26 protein-coding genes are annotated in these 22,329 nt (G+C 37.9%); 5 read left to right on the forward strand and 21 right to left on the reverse strand.

The window, feature by feature from the left end:
• The 13 genes from EJK17_RS12020 to EJK17_RS06670 all read right to left on the reverse strand — a co-directional run.
• A partial coding sequence (locus tag EJK17_RS12020; protein WP_342769173.1) for an IS66 family transposase occupies positions 1 to 342 on the reverse strand: 342 nt, incomplete at its 3' end.
• Positions 343 to 357: 15 nt separating this feature from the next.
• Entirely contained in the window at positions 358 to 540 is a 183-nt protein-coding gene (locus EJK17_RS12025) for a hypothetical protein (protein ID WP_281273593.1), read from the reverse strand.
• Positions 512 to 727: an IS66 family transposase gene (locus tag EJK17_RS06625; protein ID WP_103661603.1), complete on the reverse strand. Its 216-nt coding sequence runs from the start codon at positions 725 to 727 to the stop codon at positions 512 to 514. The genes EJK17_RS12025 and EJK17_RS06625 overlap by 29 nt, the downstream gene beginning before the upstream one ends.
• Positions 728 to 783: 56 nt before the next feature.
• On the reverse strand, positions 784 to 1,131 hold the full coding sequence (tnpB, locus tag EJK17_RS06630; RefSeq protein ID WP_103661602.1) for an IS66 family insertion sequence element accessory protein TnpB: 348 nt from the start codon (positions 1,129 to 1,131) through the stop codon (positions 784 to 786).
• Entirely contained in the window at positions 1,128 to 1,304 is a 177-nt protein-coding gene (locus tag EJK17_RS11430; RefSeq protein WP_168180750.1) for a hypothetical protein, read from the reverse strand. The genes tnpB and EJK17_RS11430 overlap by 4 nt, the downstream gene beginning before the upstream one ends.
• Before the next feature lie 547 nt (positions 1,305 to 1,851).
• Complete coding sequence (thrS, locus tag EJK17_RS06635) at positions 1,852 to 3,789, reverse strand: threonine--tRNA ligase (RefSeq protein ID WP_103661669.1); 1,938 nt, start codon at positions 3,787 to 3,789, stop codon at positions 1,852 to 1,854.
• Between the two features lie 275 nt (positions 3,790 to 4,064).
• Positions 4,065 to 4,970: a primosomal protein DnaI gene (gene dnaI, locus EJK17_RS06640; protein WP_103661668.1), complete on the reverse strand. Its 906-nt coding sequence runs from the start codon at positions 4,968 to 4,970 to the stop codon at positions 4,065 to 4,067.
• Positions 4,971 to 4,980: 10 nt separating this feature from the next.
• Positions 4,981 to 6,327: a DnaD domain protein gene (locus EJK17_RS06645; protein WP_103661667.1), complete on the reverse strand. Its 1,347-nt coding sequence runs from the start codon at positions 6,325 to 6,327 to the stop codon at positions 4,981 to 4,983.
• Complete coding sequence (gene nrdR, locus EJK17_RS06650) at positions 6,327 to 6,797, reverse strand: transcriptional regulator NrdR (RefSeq protein WP_103661666.1); 471 nt, start codon at positions 6,795 to 6,797, stop codon at positions 6,327 to 6,329. Before nrdR ends, EJK17_RS06645 begins: the two co-directional genes overlap by 1 nt.
• A gap of 2 nt (positions 6,798 to 6,799) precedes the next feature.
• Positions 6,800 to 7,402, reverse strand: coding sequence for a dephospho-CoA kinase (gene coaE / locus EJK17_RS06655; protein WP_103661665.1), 603 nt, complete (start codon positions 7,400 to 7,402; stop codon positions 6,800 to 6,802).
• Positions 7,402 to 8,229 carry a bifunctional DNA-formamidopyrimidine glycosylase/DNA-(apurinic or apyrimidinic site) lyase gene (gene mutM, locus EJK17_RS06660; protein ID WP_103661664.1) on the reverse strand — a complete coding sequence of 276 codons (828 nt, stop codon included), beginning with the start codon at positions 8,227 to 8,229 and terminating at the stop codon, positions 7,402 to 7,404. The genes coaE and mutM overlap by 1 nt, the downstream gene beginning before the upstream one ends.
• A gap of 8 nt (positions 8,230 to 8,237) precedes the next feature.
• Positions 8,238 to 10,901, reverse strand: coding sequence for a DNA polymerase I (gene polA / locus EJK17_RS06665; protein ID WP_127796294.1), 2,664 nt, complete (start codon positions 10,899 to 10,901; stop codon positions 8,238 to 8,240).
• A 101-nt stretch (positions 10,902 to 11,002) separates the two neighbouring features.
• Positions 11,003 to 11,638, reverse strand: coding sequence for a TetR/AcrR family transcriptional regulator (locus EJK17_RS06670; RefSeq protein WP_236629344.1), 636 nt, complete (start codon positions 11,636 to 11,638; stop codon positions 11,003 to 11,005).
• Positions 11,639 to 11,812: 174 nt separating this feature from the next.
• On the opposite strand from EJK17_RS06670, the gene EJK17_RS06675 reads away from it, so the two are divergent.
• A complete protein-coding gene (locus EJK17_RS06675; RefSeq protein WP_103661662.1) occupies positions 11,813 to 12,259 on the forward strand; it encodes a hypothetical protein in 447 nt (148 codons plus the stop codon).
• Positions 12,260 to 12,323: 64 nt separating this feature from the next.
• Here EJK17_RS06675 and murC read toward each other — a convergent pair whose 3' ends face one another.
• Entirely contained in the window at positions 12,324 to 13,637 is a 1,314-nt protein-coding gene (murC, locus tag EJK17_RS06680; protein WP_103661661.1) for a UDP-N-acetylmuramate--L-alanine ligase, read from the reverse strand.
• A gap of 169 nt (positions 13,638 to 13,806) precedes the next feature.
• On the opposite strand from murC, the gene EJK17_RS06685 reads away from it, so the two are divergent.
• Positions 13,807 to 14,400 (forward strand): hypothetical protein, encoded by a 594-nt coding sequence (locus EJK17_RS06685; RefSeq protein WP_103661660.1) that lies wholly within the window; start codon positions 13,807 to 13,809, stop codon positions 14,398 to 14,400.
• A 52-nt stretch (positions 14,401 to 14,452) separates the two neighbouring features.
• Here EJK17_RS06685 and EJK17_RS06690 read toward each other — a convergent pair whose 3' ends face one another.
• The 7 genes from EJK17_RS06690 to EJK17_RS06720 form a co-directional block, all read right to left on the reverse strand.
• Positions 14,453 to 14,671: a hypothetical protein gene (locus EJK17_RS06690; protein WP_103661659.1), complete on the reverse strand. Its 219-nt coding sequence runs from the start codon at positions 14,669 to 14,671 to the stop codon at positions 14,453 to 14,455.
• Between the two features lie 102 nt (positions 14,672 to 14,773).
• Positions 14,774 to 16,606 (reverse strand): SLAP domain-containing protein, encoded by a 1,833-nt coding sequence (locus tag EJK17_RS06695; RefSeq protein WP_103661658.1) that lies wholly within the window; start codon positions 16,604 to 16,606, stop codon positions 14,774 to 14,776.
• 134 nt (positions 16,607 to 16,740) lie between these two features.
• Positions 16,741 to 17,388, reverse strand: coding sequence for a YtpR family tRNA-binding protein (ytpR, locus tag EJK17_RS06700; RefSeq protein ID WP_103661657.1), 648 nt, complete (start codon positions 17,386 to 17,388; stop codon positions 16,741 to 16,743).
• An 18-nt stretch (positions 17,389 to 17,406) separates the two neighbouring features.
• On the reverse strand, positions 17,407 to 17,727 hold the full coding sequence (locus tag EJK17_RS06705) for a thioredoxin family protein (protein ID WP_103661656.1): 321 nt from the start codon (positions 17,725 to 17,727) through the stop codon (positions 17,407 to 17,409).
• Positions 17,728 to 17,796: 69 nt separating this feature from the next.
• Entirely contained in the window at positions 17,797 to 18,450 is a 654-nt protein-coding gene (gene trmB / locus EJK17_RS06710; protein ID WP_103661655.1) for a tRNA (guanosine(46)-N7)-methyltransferase TrmB, read from the reverse strand.
• 11 nt (positions 18,451 to 18,461) lie between these two features.
• Complete coding sequence (locus tag EJK17_RS06715; RefSeq protein WP_168180752.1) at positions 18,462 to 19,661, reverse strand: ABC transporter permease; 1,200 nt, start codon at positions 19,659 to 19,661, stop codon at positions 18,462 to 18,464.
• Complete coding sequence (locus tag EJK17_RS06720; protein WP_103661653.1) at positions 19,654 to 20,397, reverse strand: ABC transporter ATP-binding protein; 744 nt, start codon at positions 20,395 to 20,397, stop codon at positions 19,654 to 19,656. Before EJK17_RS06720 ends, EJK17_RS06715 begins: the two co-directional genes overlap by 8 nt.
• Before the next feature lie 90 nt (positions 20,398 to 20,487).
• Between EJK17_RS06720 and EJK17_RS06725 the strand changes: the two genes are divergently transcribed.
• The 3 genes from EJK17_RS06725 (at position 20,488) to EJK17_RS06735 (ending at position 22,287) form a co-directional block, all read left to right on the forward strand.
• Positions 20,488 to 20,919, forward strand: a complete 432-nt coding sequence (locus EJK17_RS06725; RefSeq protein WP_103661652.1) for an HIT family protein — start codon at positions 20,488 to 20,490, stop codon at positions 20,917 to 20,919.
• 9 nt (positions 20,920 to 20,928) lie between these two features.
• The gene (locus EJK17_RS06730; RefSeq protein ID WP_103661651.1) at positions 20,929 to 21,273 is read left to right on the forward strand and encodes a hypothetical protein; all 345 of its coding nucleotides are present in this window, start codon (positions 20,929 to 20,931) and stop codon (positions 21,271 to 21,273) included.
• Positions 21,274 to 21,384: 111 nt separating this feature from the next.
• On the forward strand, positions 21,385 to 22,287 hold the full coding sequence (locus EJK17_RS06735) for a peptidylprolyl isomerase PrsA (RefSeq protein ID WP_103661650.1): 903 nt from the start codon (positions 21,385 to 21,387) through the stop codon (positions 22,285 to 22,287).
• The last annotated feature ends 42 nt before the right edge of the window (positions 22,288 to 22,329 follow it).

Genomic DNA, 22,329 nt, shown 5'->3' on the forward strand with positions numbered 1-22,329 from the left:
CAAGAACTTTTGCTCTAGCAGCTTTTCTTTAAGCAATTGATAAAGCGGCTCTAAGTAGTATTCTGTGGATTTAGTCTGCCAGTTAATAATATCTTGGCGCGTCACTGGCAGCCCCATTTTTTGCCAGTCGCTTTCTTGACGATAAGCTAGCAGTTTCAATTCATACTTTTGATAGAGAGTATGAGCAATGATTGAAGCTGAGCCGTAACTGTGAGCTAGCGGTGCTTTAGGTACCGGAGCCTTGACAATCTTGTCACTTTCATTGCTTAAGCTGCAGTGCTTACATTTATAAGCATGCTGGACATGATCCAGATGTTTGATTTGTGCTGGAATAAACAGCAGCTCTTGACGAACTGATCAAGAGCCAATTTCCTTCATTTCCTTTTGGCAGTCAGGACAAAGCAGATCTTTGCCAGTTAACTGGTGGTGAACTTTTTCGCTGGTAAAAGCTTCTAAGATATTAGCTCTCTTTGCTTTGTGTTTTCTTCTGTGATAAGTGATTTCTGCAGTTTCAACAGGGAAGATCCTCATCTTCGTCACTATTAGAATTCTCTTCATCAAATAAACTGATTTGTCCTGATAAAGGAGTTTGTTCTGATGATTTGCCGTAAAGCTTTTGTGTTAAATAGGCTACTTGTTCACGCAAAAGGGAGATCTCTTCATTTAAGTTATTAATTGTGGTCATTAAGCCTTGAATGATTTCATCTTTGGTTTCAGTCTTAGTCATTAGGATCTCCCTCTCGTTTTTGGATAATTTAAAGCATACCAGAAACGCACGCAAAATCAATAGAAATTGCGTGCGTGCGTTGTTTTTATTTTTGGCTCAATACAGAAGCCTTTCATTAGCCAGTCTACTTGTTCTGGTGATAAGGCTCTAACTTCGTCCTGATTGTTCGGCCAGCTCATCTTGCCATTTTCGAATCTCTTATATAAGAGCCAATAACCTTGACCATCCCAATATAAAGCTTTAAAGCGATCGCGACTGCCGCCACAGAAGATAAATACCTGACCGGCAAAGGGATCTAAATCAAATTTATCTTTAACTATGGCGGCCAAGCCATCGATTCCGCGCCTCATGTCAGTTCGACCACAAACAACATAGACCTGTCCTAGGTCATAGAGGTTAATCATGATAAAACCTTACTCAAAATCTTGTTCAGGATATCAGGATCAAGGGAACTATATAGAGTGAGCTCAAGATTATTCTTTTTTAAGCTGAGCATCAAGTTATTGCGTGGTGGACGTGTCTTTTTAGGCTTTTGTGGATGATCTAGAGCCACAATTGGCTGCTTCTTTTCAAGCATATTCTTTGCCTCCTTAAGTCTATGAGATAAGAATAGCCGAAAAATGGGAGCTAAGAAAGATACTTCAGTTTTTTACGCTTACTTTTCAAGTAAGTCCTTAGCATCTTCAATTGCTAATTTGTGAGTACCAAAACTTAATTTCATTTCATCTTTCAAAGCTTCTAACATTTTAATTACCTTCTTTTTTAATTCCTTATCATTTCTCTTTGCACTTATATAATAATACGATTTATTTGTTGTGTGAAGCTAAGAATCGTTGATATAACAGTGTTTTTAGATATCTATACGATTATATAAAATAACGCATTTTTCATTGCTATCATATTTATTTCTATCTTTATATACAATCAAAAGCTTCAAAGTATATAACATAAAGGTCAAAAAATCGATAAGATTTATACTTTGAATCGAACTTTGATCAAAAAAATGACAAAAAATTTTTTTAATTTTTTATTTTTCTATCTCTGTATAGAATATAAACGAAAAGGCAGTAAACAGCTTGTTATAGCTGTCTACTACCTTTTTACGTATTTCTAATTATATTTAATTAGTTGTTTTCTCTTGAGTATGACTTAACATCGACATCAATTTCGTTGATAAAGTCATCAAGACTCTTAGAAATTTCTTCATCAGTACCGTAACGACGTACGTTAACCTTGCCTGACTTCATTTCTTCATCACCTAATACCAAAGTGTAAGGTACCTTTTGAGTTTGTGATTCACGAATCTTGTAACCCATCTTTTCATTTCTGTCATCAACTTCTACTCTGAAGCCACGTTTAGCAAGTTCTACACGAACCTTTTCAGCGTATTCACCGTGAGCTTCATTGTTAACTGGAATAATTTCAGCTTGAACTGGAGCAAGCCAAGTTGGGAATGCACCCTTGTAAATTTCAGTTAAGTAAGCAATGAATCTTTCCATAGTACCAACAATACCACGGTGAATCATAACTGGACGGTGTTCTTCACCATCTTTACCGACATAAGTTAAGCCGAAACGATCTGGAAGCATGAAGTCAAGTTGGATAGTTGACATGGTTTCATCGTTACCCAAAGCAGTCTTAGTTTGAATATCAAGCTTTGGACCGTAGAAGGCAGCTTCACCTTCAGCTTCAACGTAGTCAAGGCCAAGGTCATCCATGGCACCCTTAAGCATCTTTTGTGACTTTTCCCACATTTCGTCATTTGCGAAGTACTTGTCAGTGTTCTTAGGGTCACGGTATGAAAGTCTGAAGTAGTAATCAGTAATATCGAAGTCCTTGTAAACGTCCATGATCAACTTCAAGATCTTGGCAAATTCAGTTTGAACTTGGTCAAGTGCTACGAAAGTGTGACCGTCGTTCAAGGTCATTTCACGTACACGTTGAAGACCTGACAAGGCACCTGATTTTTCATATCTGTGCATCATCCCAAGTTCAGCAACCCGAAGTGGAAGATCACGGTATGAACGAATGTGGTGCTTGTAAATTTGAATGTGTGAAGGACAGTTCATTGGACGAAGTTCAAGCATTTCGCCATCACCCATGTCCATTGGTGGGAACATGTCATCACGGTAGTGTGCCCAGTGACCTGAAGTCTTGTAAGCATCAAGGTTCATCAATACTGGAGTGTAAACGTGTTGGTAACCATCGGCAACTTCACGGTCGATGATGTAACGTTCTACAACCCGGCGAATAGTAGCACCCTTTGGCATCCAGTAAGGAAGACCAGCACCAACCTTAGGATCAACGAAGAAGAGGTCAAGGTCACGACCGATAGTTCTGTGGTCGCGTTCCTTAATTTCTTGACGACGCTTAAGGTCAGCTTTCAAATCACTTTCCTTAAAGAAGGCAGTACCAAAGATTCTTTGAAGCATTGGGTTTGATGACTTACCTAACCAGTAAGCACCGGCTACTGACAAAAGCTTGAAGTGCTTAATCTTACCAGTGTTTGGAAGAAGTGCATCAAAACCAAAGTCAACAAAGTCGCCAAGCTTGTAGGCATCAACAACATCGCCTTCTTCTTTAGCAAGAAGAGCGGTCTTGTATGGATCATCTTTGTATTCATCTTCAAGATCAGACTTAGAAACGCGAACGTGTTCAATCTTTTCACCGTTCTTGATGATCTTTTGCATTGCCTTTTCAAGTTTTGGTAATTCACCAACCTTGATTTGATCATCTTTATCAGTGTCAACATAGAAGCCGCCTTCGTCAGCAACATGTTCACCTAAACGAAGAGCTGAATATTCACTCTTAGCAACTGCTTCGAAGACAAAAGCAGCACTAGCACGTAAAACGTCCAAGCCTTCTTCATCCTTGTCAGTTAAGATAGCAACTTCGCTATCTTCGTCAAGTTCATAATCAAGTGGTTCAACTTGACCATTAACCTTACCAGCAACTGCAGCTTTTCCAAGAGAAGTTGCAATCTTGTGCGCTAATTCAGCAATCGTTAAGCTTTCTTCAAAATCTTTCTTTGAGCCATCAGGCAAAGTGATTGAAAAACTCATAGTTTCCTCCAGAAAAAATATAATAAAAAATCCCAGTGCAATACTGCACTGGGACGTTAATTAGCGTGGTTCCACCCAAAATTCAGACTAGCGTACGTCTAGCCTCTCTTAGGACTGATAATGGTGTCCAACCTAAATAATCTATTTTGGGGAAGAAAGAGTTGGGGTTCACTTCGCTGAAAAGCTTCCAGAACTAGGCCCTTCTCTCTGAATGAAGTAAATCATGTCTCTTTCATTAACTGATATTATACGCCGTCCTAAATGCGAATCAAGCCCTAATTTGAAAAATTTCGCCGATCGGGGCCAGAAACGATCACTTCTTTTGCCAAGAACTTTACTCGTTGCATAAGCCGTGCTGCTTTGACGGGGTCAATAGCATTGCGCGTTTCTTCAAAGTGCTTTTGTAAATCTTTCATATCCATATTTGAAGAAAAGAAAGTTGGCAAAACATTGTCCATTCTAGCCTGCAAAATTACACCTAAGACGTCGTCTCTTGACCATTGACTTAAGCTTTCGGCACCAATGTCATCTAAGATTAAAACATCACAAGTTGATACTTTTCTAATCTCATCTTGCAAACTGTTATCGTGAAAATGGCTTGTTAAACCAGCGATAAAAGTTGGAACATGCAAAAAGACAACTGTCTTCCCCAAAGCAGCAACTTGGTTAGCCAGACCAGCTAACATGTAAGTCTTACCTACGCCAAATCCACCTGAAAGATAGATTCCTTTTTGATGGGGATTTTTAGGATACTCTTTGAGAAATTTTTCAATTAAACCAAAGGCTTCTGAACGATTATCGTTAATATCAATTTCACTTAACTTCACATCGTGTAAAGCTTCTGGCAAATCAATTAACTGTAAATGTTGTTTAGCTGAGCGGTCACGATCTTGTTCAACTTTAGCTGCGGTAGGTGCATAACGCACATCAATCGCATTAGTATTGATAAATAATTCTGGCTGATAACCGGCCATGACTTTATCAGGATTGCGCTTTTGCAGGTAAAATTCATACAGGTTAGACATGCTTTTCTTTATCATTTCGTTATTAATTTGATTGTGATGTGCCTGTAAAAACTTTTGAATTTCAGGATCTTTTACTATTTCATCACTGAGTCTAGTTTCAGTACCTAAATTTCTTTTTTTGACGATTTTTTTAATAACGTCTCCAATTTGTTGCATGATTTTTCACCTACTTCATCCCGCTTTGGTCTTCCAAATTCTTGAAGAAGTTCTTTAAATCTTCAGAATTGACGCTTTTATCAACTGTGGCCTTCTTCTTGCTCCAATCAGTACCTTTCTCAACCCGCTTCTGTGGTTGATACCGTTGCTTAGTCCGGTTAAGAGCTCGCTTATCCCATTCATCAATATGATCGATCGCATCTTTAGAAGTCGTCACCTTATGCTGCAACCAATCATTAGCAATCCGGTCGGCTAAGCGATTAGTGAGCACTGGACTATATTTCAAACAGGCATAGATCAAAACATTAATTAGATCTGATGGCAAGCCCCGTTGATTGCGTAAATTATAAATAATCCGCTTTTCATCAGCACTGGCATAGCCACCTTTTTCCTTCTTAATTTCATATAAAAATTGGGCTGGTGACTTGCTATTTGCCGCTTGCAGTAATTGCTGCTTTTCTTGTGACAATCCGCGCGGCATTTGCACATTATGCGGCCGATTCTGCTCAATTTCTTGCTGCAGATCACGTCGAGCATGAATTGCACGGTAATTTTCTGCAATTAAGCGCGCAATAGCCTTCATGTCCAATTGGTTTGAGCCATGCAAGCTGGGCAAACTTTCATCAACAAATTCTTGTTCATTCAAGCCATAGGTCTTCATCAAATTGCGAATCTGACTCTTATGCTGCTCAACTTCATTAGGATTAACCTGATACATGGTAAACTGCTGCTTTAAAAAGCCCCAGTTAATATGATCATCTTGATTAAGCTGGGCCCGGCCAACATCAGCTACTTGGTTTTCATTAGCAGCTTCTAAAACATCAGTTGAAGGACTAATTGCTTCATCATCTGGCAAACTGAAAACTTCTAAGAACGAAGCAGAAATGTCGCGGGCATTCTTAACTTGCTTTTGCGTCATCTTAGCCTTTTTAGCAAAATAATGGCTCAAGCGATGAAAGTCACTTTCACCAACTTTTTCTTTTAAAAGGCTAGCTAATAAAGCAGTTGAAAAGAACTCTTGGGCTGTCTGGACTTTTAACAAGCGAAAAACTAAAACCTTGGTCACTTCATTATCCACTAAGAAAGTCTGCACTAAGCCGACACCTTCCAGTTTATGCAAAGCCTGGAAAAAATCCTTCAAACTGCAGTCGAGTTGCTCTTGCAAAGCATAAATTCCACGTGCATCTGACAAAATTTCATACGGATCATAATCCTGAATCAAAGTTTGATAAAAAGCCACAGCAATGGCTCCAACTAGCGGTTGATACAGCTTAATCAGAATCTCTTGATCTTGTGGAAAAAGTTCAATCTGATTGGCGACCAAAAAAGGCTGCTTGGGATTGGCTGTCTCAAACATTAATTATTTTCCTTCCCGCGTTTAGCCATCATGTCTTCCATTGTCTTCATGAAGCTGGACATATCCTTAAATTCACGGTAAATAGAAGCAAAGCGAATATAAGCAACGTCATCAATGTTAGCTAAATCTTCCATGACAAAATCACCGATTTTCTTGGAGGTGATTTCACTGACGCCTAGCTTTCTCACTTTGTTTTCCACATCGTCAACTAAGTGTTCAAATTGCTCACTGGTAATTGGACGCTTTTGACCTGCGGCCATCACTCCGTGCAAAATCTTCTTACGATTGAATGGTTCACGGGTACCATCATTTTTAATTACTAATAGTGGCGCGGTTTCCACTCTTTCAAAAGTGGTAAAACGAAAGCCACAGTTTTCACATTCACGCCGCCGTCTGATAGCCCGGTTTTCATCACTTGGACGAGAATCGATTACCCGAGAGGCATTTTGATGACAATTTGGGCATTCCATAATTAAACCTCAGCTTCTATCTTCAACAAAACTTCTTCTAATTTACTCTTTAATTCTTCTATTGTACCAGTATTAAACACAACATAGTTAGCTTGAGCAATTTTTTTCGTTAATGGCATTTGACTATTAATTCGCGCCAAAGCTTGGTCTTGACTCAAATTATTGCGGGCCATCAAGCGTTTCAGTTGTAATTCTGCTGGCAAGGCAATCACTAAGACTTGGTCACAATACTCTTGCCCGCCACTTTCATAAAGAGTCGGCGCATCCACTACTATTAGTGGAACTTGGGCTTTTTTGGCAGCAGCGATTCTTTCTTGAATTTTGCGGTAAATCCACTTATGCGTTAGCTGATTCAAGCGCGCTAATTCTTGAGGATTATTGAATACTAGCTGTCCTAGTTTTTTTCGATCAATACTGTGATCTGCCTTTAAATAGGCTGGGCCAAAGACATCTTTGATCTCCTGCCATAAGACCTCACCCGGCTCCATCAACTGATGCGCCAGGAGGTCACAATCAATAATCGGAATTTGCTTTTTTTGAAAAAATTTATCAGCGGTGCTCTTACCAGTGGCGATCCCACCTGTTAATCCTAACACTAGTGTCATTAGTAACGTACCTGACAATGCGGACAAAAAGTAGTGCCACGCCCATTAACTTTAATCTTTTCAAACTTCGTGCCGCAGACTGGACAAGGCTCGCCCACATGCCCATAAACCTGCAATTTATTTTGAAAACCGCCAACTTCACCGTTAGCATCCAAATAAGTATGGACAGTCGTCCCGCGCAAACGAATGGCTTCGGCAATAATTTGATTAATATTGTCGTGCAGTTCGCGCACCTTAGCGGCTGGGATCTTCTTGGCTACACTTAAGGGATGAATTTTAGTCCGCCATAAAACTTCATCCACATAGATATTGCCTAAACCGGCCACAACTGTCTGATCAAGCAGCGTATTTTTAATATTCTTCTGCTTGCGGCTTAAGCCTTGCACTAAATAAGCAGCCGTAAATTCAGGACTATTTGGTTCATAACCTAATTTTCCAATTCCTGTTGTTTCGCGTTCGGTCCCGGTTAAAATTAGCTGCATCCGGCCAAATTTACGTACGTCATTATAGCGCAGCGCTGTCCCATCCGTAAAAATAAATTCCACATGGTCGTGCTTGTCTTTAGGTGCATCCGGTGTTGTTAAATGATATTTACCTTCCATGCGCAAATGGGACACAATCGTTAAATCATCGCTTAATCTAATCAGTAAATATTTGGCATAGCGGTCAATGTCGAGCACCTTTTTACCTGGTAATTCATTGACAAATTCTTGATGATCGGTAGCTACAATCTTGGGATACCATAACACAACTTTAGCAATTGTTTTTCCCTCAATTAAAGGAATCAAGGTTCTACGAACTGTTTCAACTTCTGGCAGTTCTGGCATCTAATCACCTACTTTGCATCATACCAATTATGGCCCCAACCAGAGTCAGCAACTAATGGTACATCCAATTGAACAGCTGATTGCATAACTTCAGGGACGATTTTCTTGATGGTTTCTAATTCATCCTTTGGCACATCAAAAATTAACTCGTCGTGCACTTGTAAGACCATCTTGGTCTTTAAATGCACTTCTTCCAGTTCCTTTTGCATATTAATCATCGCAATCTTAATGATATCAGCGGCTGAACCCTGAATTGGTGAGTTGATGGCAGTTCTTTCCGCAAAGCTGCGAACATTAAAGTTCTTGGCATGAATATCTGGCAAGTACCGTCTTCTGTGCATAATTGTTTCGGCATAGCCTTTTTCACGTGCTTCTTGCACAGCCTTATCCATATAATCTTTAATCTGTGGATATTGTTCAAAGTAATTGTCGATAAACTCTTTAGCCTGTTTACGTGAAATGCCTAAGTTCTTTGATAAACCATAATCAGAAATCCCATAGACAATTCCGAAGTTAACCGCCTTTGCATGCCGCCGCTGCAGCGGTGTCACTTGATCGGGAGAATCCAAATGGAAAATCTTCATGGCCGTATGGGAGTGAATATCGTAACCGGTCTTAAAGGCTTCTTGCATATGTTCATCCCCAGAAACATGAGCTAAAACTCTCAATTCCACCTGTGAATAATCACAAGAGAAGATATAGCCATCTGCTTCAGTCGGCACAAAGGCCTTTCTGATCTGCTTACCCTTGTCAGTTCTGGTAGGAATATTCTGCAAGTTAGGATCAACTGAAGATAAACGTCCGGTGGCGGTTAAAGTTTGTAAGTAACGGGTGTGCACCCTGCCATCTGGCTGAATTACATCTAATAGGCCCTTAACATAGGTTGATTGAATTTTAGCAATTTGCCGGTAATCCAAAATTTCATTAATAATTGGACTCTTAGTCTTCAATTGATCAAGAACTTCGACTGAAGTGGAATAACCCGTCTTGGTCTTCTTAACAGGTGGTAGACCTAACTTTTCAAACAAAATATGACCCAATTGCTTAGGCGAATTCAAGTTGAATTCTTCTCCCGCTTGACTATAGATCTTATCCTGTAATTCTTTGAGCCGGGTGGCAAAGTCATTTTGCAGTTCCATTAAGGTAGTTGGTAAAACCTTCATCCCTGCGATTTCCATCTTAGCTAAAACAAAGGCAACCGGAATTTCAATATCATCGTACAAACCATCTTGTTCATGGTCCTTTAACCGCTTTATCAGTTCCGGCTTAAGCTTTTCAATCACATTAACTTTCGCTGCTAAGTGCTTGAAGAATTCTTCATCTTCTGGCACCGCCATCTTCTTACCCTTGCCGTAAACTTCCAGATCAGTTTTAACGCTATATTCACCATAAAGGTGCGCAATTTCACCTAAATCGTTAGAGTTATTTTCATTATTAACCAAGTAAGAAGCTAACAACATATCATAGTCCAAGCCGCCAGCGGTAATTCCTAACCGGTGCAAACCAACATAGGTCCGCTTTAAGTCAAAGACATTCTTCTTGATAGTCTTATTTTCCAAAATTCCCTTTAAAGGCATTTCTTGCAATAAAGCAATGTCTTTAGCAACATAAACTTTTCGATCAACTTTAAGGGCAAAACCGACAAATGGTGCTAAGTGATAGTTGTCTCCTAGCATCCCTAAATAGAAGGTAATTTCTTTAGCTTTTAAATCAGCTAGTTCTTGGCTATTATCTTGAGTTAATTCGACATATTGATATTCTTCAGCCCCAGTTGTTTCATCTTGGGCAGCCGAATCTTGATTAAGTTCAGCTAAAAACTTCTTAAAACCTAACTTTTCATAAAGGGTGCGCAATTTTTCATAGTCAACATCGCGCTTAACTGTATCTTCTAAAGTTACAGTAACTGGGGAATCATGATCAATGGTGGCTAATTTTTTAGCTAAAAAGGCCTTATCCTTATCATTGATCAAGTTTTCCTTGAGTTTGGACTTCTTCATTTCATCCACATGCTCGTATAAGTTTTCCACAGAGCCATATTTTTGAATTAATCTTGAAGCAGTCTTAGGACCAACTTTGGTAACGCCAGGATAATTATCAGAGTTATCGCCCATCAAAGCCTTCATATCAATAAATTCGGTTGGCGTCACCCCGTTAACTTCCTTCATGTGCTCTGGAGTATAGTCTTCGGTATCGCCGACACCATTTTTGGTAATCATGACCGTCACCTTATCAGAAGCTAATTGAGTTAAGTCGCGATCTCCAGTAACAACGGTTACCTTGTAACCTGCATCTTCACCCATCTTAGCTAAAGTTCCGATAATATCATCGGCTTCGTAGTTCTTTAATTCATAACTAGTGATGCCAAGATCAGCCAATAATTCGCGAATCACTGGCAATTGTTCTAATAATTCGCTAGGCGTCTTTTGCCGGCCACCCTTATAATCTTGATACATCTTAGTTCTAAAGGTAACTTTACCAGCGTCAAAGGCAACCAAGACATTAGTTGGTTGCACCTTTTTCATAATGGCATCAAGCATATTTTTAAAAGTATAAATTGCATTCGTATGTAAGCCATCTGGACTAGTAAAACGATCGAGTTGACGATATAAAGCGTAAAAGGCACGAAAGGCCACTGAGTTACCGTCAATTAAAAGTAATTTCTTTTGTGCCATCTTTTTCCTCTTCTAAATAAAAAACTGTTAAATAAGTACGTCCCTATTTTAACAGTTTTTCGATTATTCTTTTATTAATTCAAACCTTAATTAATGAATTTTTACTGATCAAGTGGTGCCAAACCTAAATATTGAAACGGTGTCCGAGTTAAATAAGCAGCAATATAGCGTCGCATTTCAGCTGGAGAAAGCTCATCGTTATAGCGAATTAATTGCAAGGCAACACTAAGAATATTAGTGTCAAAAATTCCTAAAACCATTTCTGGTGGCAAACTTTGCTCTCGAGCTAAAATTTCACGATAATGAGGATTCAGTTCCTCCATTCTAATCGTAAACTCTTCATTAGCAGCAGCTACTAATTGATTGAAAAAATGGATATCACCGTTATCAGAAGTCAAGATCTCTAATTGTTTCTTGTATTTTAATAAAAACTTGATTGTATTAACAGAAATATTTTCTGCCACTTTTACCAATTCCGGCTGTGTCAAAATGTGGTCAATCCCACCAACTGCTTGTCGATCCTTTAAAAGAGCTGCTTTAAAAGCGGCCAAAACTTCATTTTCAACCGTTAATAAGAGGTCCCGGGTATCTTTATAATATTGATAAAAAGTTCGTGAACTAATCCCTGAAGTAATAATGACATCTTTAACTTTAACTTCGATAAATGGTGTTTTCTCCATACAGGCCAGGAGTGCCTTTTTTAAGTTATCTTGAGTAGTTTGTGTTCTAATATCCAAATAGGTAATCCTTTCATACTTGTATTCTGTAAAAAGTAAAAAAATATTTTACCTAGTATAAACGATATTTTGTTTTTTATCAAATTGTGCAAGTTCATATATTTTTGTACGTAAACTTTTTACAATAATCAATGTAGATGATAAATGATACAGATACAAAGGAGGAAGGATAATATGATGCTGACCGCAAATGAAGATTACCCTTCTAAAAATCTACACACGACTTTCTCACTTTTTAACCTCAAGGATGAAAAAGAACGTGAAGTGTATGGCTTTCTGCAAGAATTTCAAAAAATGACTTTAAACGAAAAAATTCTCCATCCCTTCAATGCTCTTGCTCATCTAGATCAATTGTATCTTAGCTTTATTTCAAGGCGCGGGAGACAGCTTGCAAAAGATTTGATCTTCAATCAGCAACTTAGTAAGAAAATCTTTGACTACCTTTTGCAGCTTACCCGCTCCTATTTAAAGCAAAATGGGGCCATAATTAACGAAGAAAAGATCTACCGCAATTGGCACTTGTTAACGAGTTTAAGCTTGCCAGTTATCAGCAAAGCAATCCCGTTTAAAGAAGAAATTGTGGAAAAACAGATTAATAATTTTCTCGAAAGCCCATTTTAAACACAAAAAAGATCTCTTCAGCTGACTACTGAAGGGATCTTTTTTTGCTTGATTTAGCTTTTAATTAGAGCAACTTTTCAAAAGCGTCTTCATATTTAGGAATGTCACCGGCACCCATGAAGACAATTACTGAATTACGATTCTTAGTTAAGTCAGCGATATTATCTAAATCAATGACTTCTGAACCAGGAATATTCTTGACTAAGTCTTCACTTGAAATATCACCATTAGCTTCACGAGCTGAAGCATAGATTGGCGTGATATAAGCCTTGTCAACATCACGCAAAATTTCTTCGAAGTCCTTTTGGTACTTCTTAGTTCTGGAGAAAGTATGTGGTTGGAAAACAACGACTAACTTTTTATCTGGGAACTTTTGCCGAGCAGCTTGAATGGTAGCCCGCATTTCGGTTGGGTGGTGAGCGTAATCATCAATAACTGCAATGTCGTCAAAATCTTTTTCACTAAAGCGACGCTTAGCACCTTTGAACGTTAATAAGCCATCTTTAATATCAGCCATTGGTACCTTTTCAGTATAAGCAACAGCAATAACAGCAGTGGAGTTTAAAATACTGTGATCACCGAATAAGTGAATTTCAAACTCACCTAAATCTTCACCATGAGCCAAAACATGGAATTTAGAACCAGTAGTTGATTTTTCAATTTGGGTAGCTTGGAAGTCGTCAGTATCATTAAAGCCGTAAGTGTACTTAGGAATATCTGTCTTAAGGCTTTGAAGACGCTTGTCATCTCCCCAAACAAAGAGGGCCTTCTTAGTTTGATCAGCAGCAGATTGAAAGGCGCTGGTGTAGTCAGCTTGATCCTTAAAGTAGTCTGGGTGGTCAAAGTCGATGTTAGTCATAATTTGGTAATCTGGGTGATATGCCAAGAAGTGACGACGATATTCATCAGCTTCATAAACAAAGAAGCGTGAACCTTCAACCCCTTTACCACGACCATCACCAATTAAGTATGAAGTTGGCGCAACTTCACCTAAAACGTGAGACAAAAGACTGGTAGTTGAAGTCTTACCGTGAGTCCCAGAAATGCCAATTGAAGTGTGCATTTGTACGATTTCTTCAACAGTATCTGGGTAAGACTGCCACTTAACGTCTTTATCAAGGCAGGCTTTAACTTCTGGGTTATCTTCTTTGAAGGCGTTACCCTTAACGATTACTTGTTCATCGTTACTCTTGATGTTAGCGGGATCGAAGTTTTTAACTTCAATGCCTGCCTTTTCAAGTGGAACTTGTGTGAAAGTGTACTTTTCAATATCACTACCGGCAACATTGTAGCCCAAGTCATGTAAAAGAAGAGCTAGGGATGCCATACCAGTACCTTTGATACCAATGAACCAAATTTGTTTATTCTTGTCTAACATTTATCTTCCCTCGAAACTTTAACGTTTTAATTCGTTAACTATTTTACCATTGTTTGTTATAAAAGAATTTTAAAAATAGAACTTGATGCCATCATTCACACTATATTGTATAAAATGTCCCATTGTTTTATAGTGAAAGCGTAGTCAATAGATATAGGAGGACCACTTTATGAAGAAAGTGAAATATATAAGTATAGTATCTGCTGCTCTTTTAGCAGTATCACCGGTCGTAGCTTCATCATTTAATTCAGCTGAAAGTCATGTCGAAGCTAAAACTGTTAGAAAGGCGAAAAAGACTAAGAAAAGAAAGTCTTCTAAACGTATTAAGAATCATTTCACCTATGCGAAAGCATTTGGCAAGCACAGTAAAGACCCAATGATTGAAAAATATCAAAAGTTCTTGCTGAAAAAGATGAATCAGCAATATCATAAAAATAAACAAGATAATTTAATGTACATTGCTAAAAAGAACACTAAACAGTATTATCTCGACGAAGTGGAAGAAAATGAAGATGCATTTGATGCTATCTCAGCAGATAAAATCAAAAAAGGAGATGAGGATACTTTAGGGCCTGAATTGTATGAGTTTAAAAAAGGTGATCTTTATGTTACTAAGGGTAGTAGCATTTTCAAGCCTGAAGGAACACGGATATATAGAGCTCCTAAAAATATGGATAATGATTATTTCTACGTAGATCGTAGCGGTGATTATGTCTATTATCTAAATGTTAAAGATGTCAAAGTAGCATTATACAAAGATTAGTTTGATTAAAAATCCTGCTAGTAATTTTACCCTGATATTTACTAACAGGATTTTATTGTGCCCAATACTTAGCTTTTTCTGGTTCTACTTGTTGTAATCTACAGTTTTCTAAATAATCATCAATTCCAGCTCTAAAATCTTTTTCAAGTTCTTTAAGGTTCCTACCTTCATAAGAAATAATTGTATTTTGTAAACCTAAAACATGGCCAAAAAAGAAATCCTGCTTCTCTTCAATATTTCCCTGATATCCTTTATACGTTAATGATTTCATTAAATGTCCCCCTACTCTTCATTATTATTCAAATTTTACTATATATTTAAGCTAACAAAAAACTCCCTAGTTTTTACAACTAAGGAGTTTCTTTATTTACTTTTATTTTTCTGTAGCAAAATCAGAGAACTTTAACAGAATCTTTTTGCCACCATGAGCAGGAATGAGGTAATATCTGGTCTTTTGATTACTCTTCCATCCCTCAGCAGGATAATATCCTGCTTTATGCGCCCATTTTTGATAGACAGCGACACCTAAATAATTCTTATCGTTATCATAAGCCTGGCGTGCTAAATTCAAGACTTGTTCCGCCTCGATTGGCGTTAAATTATTGACATCTTTTACTTTAACTTTTGCACCCTTTAAATTTTTCTTAGCAAAATCAACTTGCCACAAGGCTTCTTTTACAGCAGCTTTAGTTGCTGTTTTATCACTAGCAATCGTTTTTGCATTTTCTACTGCCTGATCATACAAACTACGATTTACCCAACTATCTAGACGATACTTGACCGAAGCCTTCACACTATCTACATCAGAAATTGCTGTAGTGAGGCCCTGCTTCTCGCTACTTGTTGCTAAGGCACTATCTGCCTGAGCTTCCGCCTTTGTATTGCTGGTCTTGAGCTTTTGGCCGCTAATATCTACATCACTTGCTTTGACATAAAGATTACTAATAGCTGTATTCTGCCGTTCATCTTCAGCTCCTGCTTGATAGACTAAAGAGTTTTGCACATGATAATACAATTCGGCTTGATTATCTTTTGCGTTCCAAAGATAAAGCTTCTGGTTAACCGCTAATTCATCTCCAGCAAATTTGTTTTCAACTTTTTCGCCATTTACATTATAAAAAACAGCTTGATTTGTTTTAAAGTACACAACACTATAGCGCAAATCATAGTAATCTTGACTTTCAAGATACTGCTTAGCTAAAGTTGGGCCGTTATCAATACACCAAACATAAGGAACATCTGGATTCGTCTCTTCATAAAGTCCGGTATCAATGTAGATCGGATTCTTACCAGCTTTGACACGATAATAGGAAGAAGTATAATCACCCATTCCAATTCTAACCATTTGGTCAGCTGTTACAATTTTACCTTTAATCGGACCTTTGGTATACAGAGTATTACCGTTAATGGCATTCACATTATTAGCTCTTAGATATTTGTTTTTGCCAATCTTAAAGTAATAATTACCCTTAATGCGATAATTTTTAATTGAACGAATATCATTATTATTTCCACTAGTTACGTAGAAATAGCGACTTGACTTCTTCTCAACTTTACCAACATATGGAACTAGTTGACCTGCTTTAATAACTTGGCGTTGACGTTGGCCGCGAGAATTATAAACTGCACTATTTTGAGAGATGAATAAGACGCCTTTGCCATTTACTTTAGCAATTTGATCACTTTGAACATAGGTATTCTTCCCGATCCTGTAATAAGTAAAAGGCTTGCGATAATACTCATCACGAACTCCTGACTTAATCTTAGTATTAGCAATTAAATAAGCCCGTTTGCCTCGAAAAGTCTTCAAACGCTTACCATTTTTATCATAGATATAAGAATTATGGGTAAGGACATAGGTGTTACCGTTCATCATATAAGCATTATCTTGCTTTAGATAGCCACCATGACCTAAATAGTAATAATTATCTTGATTAATTAAATATGGTGTTGCTGCACTTGCGTAGACTACCTTATCTCCCTTGGTTAAAATCGGTTGCCCATTGAATTTATATTTCTTAATTTTGATTCTTTTATTGGCGCTAATAAACTTACCCTTTTGTCTGACATAAGGCATTGTAGTTTTATCATAACCTTTGTGCAGGGTAATACTTTGGGCCTGAACCGTTTGGCTAGTTACTAAGCCCATTGAGATTGCCGCAAAAACGGCTGCTGCACCAGATAAAATTTGATGATTGAGCTTCATTTTTTGCTCTCCTTAGTTTTTACTTAATTAATTCTTGCTGGTTTCATTACACCTTTGATTAGTCAGTAGCAGCCTTCAAGCTAACAAAAAACTCCCTAGTTTCAACAACTAAGGAGTTTCTTTATTTGCTTAAATTATAAAGTGATTTCACCACTAGCGATTAATTCGTCGCACTTGGTTGGTTCAAATTCTGCCCCAACTTCAAAGCTATCAGGAACCACCATAATTCCACGCTTTTGTGGTGCGTGTGGCAAACCAAGTTCACGTGCTGAGCAAATCATACCGTATGAATCAACGCCGCGAAGGTCACCAGGCCAAATTTGGGCTCCGTTTGGCATCAAAGTACCTGGAAGAGCAACAACAACTTTTTGACCTTGAGCAATGTTAGGAGCACCACAAACGATTTGGTGTTCTTCACCGTTACCTACTTCAACAGTAGTTACGTGAAGGTGATCTGAATCTGGGTGCTTTTCACAGGTCTTAACGTAGCCATAAACAAGCGTTGGCTTGCCGTATGCTAACTTGTCATCAAAGCCAACTTCTGCCAGCTTCTTGTTAAGTGCAGCAAGTTCATCATCGCTCAAAGTAACCTTACCATTTGGCAATTTGTCATAATCAATTAACTTATCAACATTGAAAAAGTTGAATCCAATTAAGTTACCTTCTTTATCAGTAACTCGAGTTACATCATCTTTTTCTTCAAATTCACTTCTGCCGTTGTCTTGACCCAAGATAACGATCAAAGTATTTGGATAAGCTTCTTTGTTAATACTAGTGATCATTTCGTAAAATCTCCTTATTTAGTCAAGTGACCGCAAGAAATCCTCAACTTCTTGTTTAGTTTTGCGATCCTTATTTACTAGTCTACCAATTTCTTTGCCATCTTGGTAGACAACAAATGAAGGAATTCCCATAATCATTAATTTTTTTGCGACGTCCATTGAGCCATCACGGTCGATTTGGTAGAATTTTGCTTCTGAAAAATCTTTTTCAATTTCAGGCAAAAATGGATCTAAGAAACGGCAATCTGGGCACCAAGTTGCTGAAAATTCTAAGACAACGCGGCCTGATTTAGTAATTTCATTTAATTGGTCTTCTGTTAATTCTTTAATCTTTTCCATAATTTTATCCCTCATTTTCAACTTACTATTTACAAGTATTTTAATGATTAAAAATATATTTTACAAGTGCTATGCTTCAAAACTTGCATGCAATGCATAAATCGGATTACCCTTAGCTGCAAACTTATGCTCATACTCAGTTTCAATATTCTTTTCGATAATTTCTGGCTTTTCATGGTGTAAATCAACTGAAACAAAGTCAAAATGCATCCCGAAATTATTTAAGCTTTGCACAGAATATGCAAACAGACCTGCATTATCAGTCTTAAATTCAATATGACCTTCAGGCGTTAAAACTTGTTGATACTTAGCTAAGAAGCTCTTGTAAGTCAATCTGCGCTTTTCATGACGAGTCTTTGGCCAAGGGTCACTGAAGTTCAAGTAAATGACGTCAGTGCTGTTTTCTGGGAAAAAGCAGTTGATGTCAGCGGCATCCCCACGCAAGATTTGCAAATTATCTAAGCCCTTTTCCAGCTTTGTCCGCAAAATAATACCAGCAGCTGTAGTTTGCAATTCCAAAGCAACATAGTTTTTATCAGGATTATTTTCTGCCAAAGTGGTAATGAAATGTCCCTTACCAGAACCAACTTCAATTTCAATCGGATGATCATTACCAAAACGTGCTTGCCAATCAATCTGCTTTTCTGGATCAGGATTTTGCAAGACACTTTCTGGATGTTCGTTAACAAGCTTCACAGCCCAAGGTTTATTTCTTAATCTCATTCGTTTAATTCCTATCTTCTAATTTTTTGTTTCTTAACTCTTACTGGCAAATAGCCGTAATTGATAATCATGGTAAAAATAAACAAAACAGCAATACTTAGCCATAGATGGGCATCAATTGGCAAAACAATTAACCAAAAAATGCTGATTAAGAGCCATTGAATTATTAAACCCAAGTTTAGAACTTTAACTAAGTCTTTGCTCCGGTTATCACGAATAATGGGATAAACGCGGTACATAATGTTACTGTCAAATTCGGTGGCCATTGGCAATAATTGGTAAACCGTCAAAAAGATTACCAAGCAGGACAAGCCTAAAGCCCAGCGCCAATCTTGCACTAACCAAGAAATTAAGATGGCGAAAACCGTCATTCTTACCAGCAAGTTCAAGTATTCCGGATTTCTTAACAGTGATCTGCGGTATAAGAACAAGTTGGGGTTTTCCTTAGCAATTGATTTTGGCAACAGAAAATCAAGATACTTTCTGCGCTTGATCGTGACTTGCTTTTCAGCTACATCAGTAAACATACTGAAGATGCTGTAAACCCGGTCTTTTCTTGCCTTTTCACTTTCAACTGCATAGCGCCAGTCAAAGACACCCTTATCCTTTTTAGCGCCTAAATGCGTAATAACCATTAAAATAATGACTTCAATGGGATAAATATATGATCCTAAACTACCAATTAATAAGGCGGCCAAAGTAATCACTAAACTTAACCAATTAGGAGAATTGTAGTAAAAATACAAATTCTCTTTTTCAATTAAGATCATGACTGCTTTTAACAGGATTGTTCCAATCAAAATTAAAGCATATGACCAGCCCGGAATTCCTGCCTTAATCGTCGCAAACGGAAATAGAATCCCCCCTAACAGCACAATCAAGATCGTTGGCAAAACTAGACTGTACTTGATCATTGGTTTGAGGTATTCATCCATTTTTTCATCTTGGGTGAATAAAAATTGCATATCGGCAGCTTTTAACAAAGTTACTAAATGACCTGTCAATAGCGGCAGCCATAATAAAAAGCCCACTAATGGTTTGTAAAACCATAAATTATTGGGGATCACTTTCATGGCTTGCGCATACCAGAACATCAAAGCCCCGAATAAAAAGATCAAAGCTAAAATAAAAAAGTCATTGAAAACCAGCGTTAAATATTTAACTGATTGTTTGAGATTTTCGTTCAGTCGTTTTTTCGCTAACTCACGCATTGCCATTATCCTCTCTATTCAAAGCTAAATAGAGCTGGTCAAATGGATCATCTGGCTTTAAGCCATAATGCTGGCGAATTTCTTGCAAGCTGCCAATGACTTCGATTGTACCGCGGTTTAAAACAGCATAGTTTGAAATAGCCTGTTGAGCATCTGCTAAAACGTGTGTCGTCATTAGCACCATCTTGTCGTTAGCAATTGCTTGCTTAATTAAATCAATTAAGTTGGCCACCGCCAAAGGATCAAGACCAGTAAACGGTTCATCAATTACGAGCAAACTCGTATCGGCTAAAAAGGCGGACACGATCATCACCTTTTGCCGCATCCCTTTTGAGAAGTGAATTGGCAACCAATCCAGCTTGTCATCTAACCGAAACATCTTTAACAATTCATGCGCCCTGTCCCATGACTTATTGGCATCAAGTCCATAACTGAGCATGGTTAATTCCAAATGTTCCTTTAACGTTAGTTCTGGATATAAAACCGGTGTTTCTGGAATATAGGCTACTTGTCGTTTAAATTTAGTTGGCTGCATGGTTAAATTGACATCATTAAGCAAAATCTTGCCTTTTTGTGGTCGCAATAAACCCAAAATATGCTTAATGGTCGTTGACTTACCGGCACCATTTAAACCGATTAAGCCTAAGGCTTCACCTGGCTTAATTTCTAAATTTATGTCTTTGATCACTGGAACACCAGTATAGCCTCCAGTTAAATGTTCAATTTTTAATGTCATTTTTCGTTTCTTTCCTTAGTAAACTATCATGTTTTATAATATCATGGATGTAAGTAGAAACTAAAGTCTTACAAGTAAGAGGTAGATTATATGGAAAATTTAGAAAAAGATTGTTTATTCTGCAAAATTATCCGCGGTGAAGTTCCAAGCTACACTGTCTTTGAAAATGACGATGTTAAAGCCTTTTTAGACATTTCTCAAGTTAACCCTGGTCACACCTTGATGGTTCCTAAGAAGCACATCGTTAACTTATTCGACTACACCAAGGAAGATGCACAACGATACTTGCAATATATCCCAGAAATTGCCAATGCCATTAAGAAGGCCTTCCCTAACGTTACTGGTATGAACATCACCACCAACAATGGTAAATCAGCTAACCAAGTGGTAATGCACTCCCACATTCACTTCATTCCTCGTTTTGAAGGCGACGGCTTGAAGTTAATGACCCGCAATAATGCCGACAAATATGACGAAGAAAAATACCAAGAAGTCGCTGACAAGATCAAGGCACAATTTTAAGGAGAAAAAATGAAAAATTTCGGTTTAGGATTATTCCTTGGCGCTGCGGCTGGAGTTGCTCTTTCTTTAATTAAAGATGAACATGGTGTGCGACTTGGTCAACCTTTGAAGGAAAATATCGCAGGGATGCAAGACGCTGGTGAAAGCTTAGCTGATGGTATTGCTAAAGCTAAAAAAGCTAGCCAAGAATTAAGCGCCAACTTACCTGCTGCTGAAAGAGCAGTTAGTGATATTAGTGATGATGTTAAACATTATCAAAATCACATCGCTCCTAATCTTAAGGAAATTAACTATCGCAGCAAAAAAATTCAAAGAGAAGTCGAATCAACTGATCAAGAGCAAAAAAATAGTTAAGAAAGTTTGATTTTTTTATGAATAATCGAATTTTGAAAAAACTTATGCCCTAAATTATGTTATATTAGTTGACAGTTACTTAATTACTAAGGATGTGGAGAATTTATTTTTATGAAAAGTTATATTAAAAAAGCAGCTGCAGTAATCGCTGTAGCTGGTATTGCATTATCCGCAACCGCTTGTTCTAAGAGCGGCGATAAGACTGTTGCTTCTTACAAGGGTGGTAAGATCACCCAACAACAATACTATGATGAAATGAAGAAGTCACAAGCAGGTCAATCTACTTTGGCTAACATGATCATCAACCGTACTTTGGAAGAACAATACGGCAGTAAAGTTTCTCAAAAGAAGATCGACAAGCAATACAACAACTACAAGAAGCAATACGGTTCTCAATTTAGCGCTGTTTTGCAACAAAATGGGATGACCCCATCAACTTTCAAGCAAAACTTGAAGACTAACCTGCTTTCTGAAGCTGCTTTGAAGAGCGTTAAGAAGATTTCTAAGAAGCAAGAACAAAAGGTATGGAAGACCTACCAGCCTAAGGTTAAGGTACAACATATTTTAGTTGCTAAGAAATCTGATGCGCAAAAGATTATCAAGCAATTGAAGGCTGGCAAGAGCTTTGCAAGCTTAGCTAAGAAGTACTCACTTGATACTGCTACTAAGAACAAGGCTGGTAAGTTGCCATCATTTGACTCAACTGACACCACTTTAGATTCAGCATTCAAGACTGCTGCCTTCAAGCTTAAGACTGGTGAAGTTACTGAAACTCCAGTTAAGTCACAATCTGGTTACCACGTAATTAAGATGATTGATCACCCAGCTAAGGGTACTTTTGCTTCACACAAGAAGGCAATTGATGAGCAAATCTACGCTTCTATGGCTCAAAACCAAGAAACTATGAGAGACGTTATTGCTACTGTTTTGAAGAAGTCTGACGTTTCAATCAAGGATAAGGACTTGAAGAATGTCTTATCTGCATACGTTTCAACTAACAGCTTAAGTAAATAATTCCTGATTAAGGAAGAGAAATAGCTTGGAAATAATTTCCAA

The organism is Lactobacillus xujianguonis (assembly GCF_004009905.1).
Taxonomy (GTDB): Bacteria; Bacillota; Bacilli; order Lactobacillales; family Lactobacillaceae; genus Lactobacillus; species Lactobacillus xujianguonis.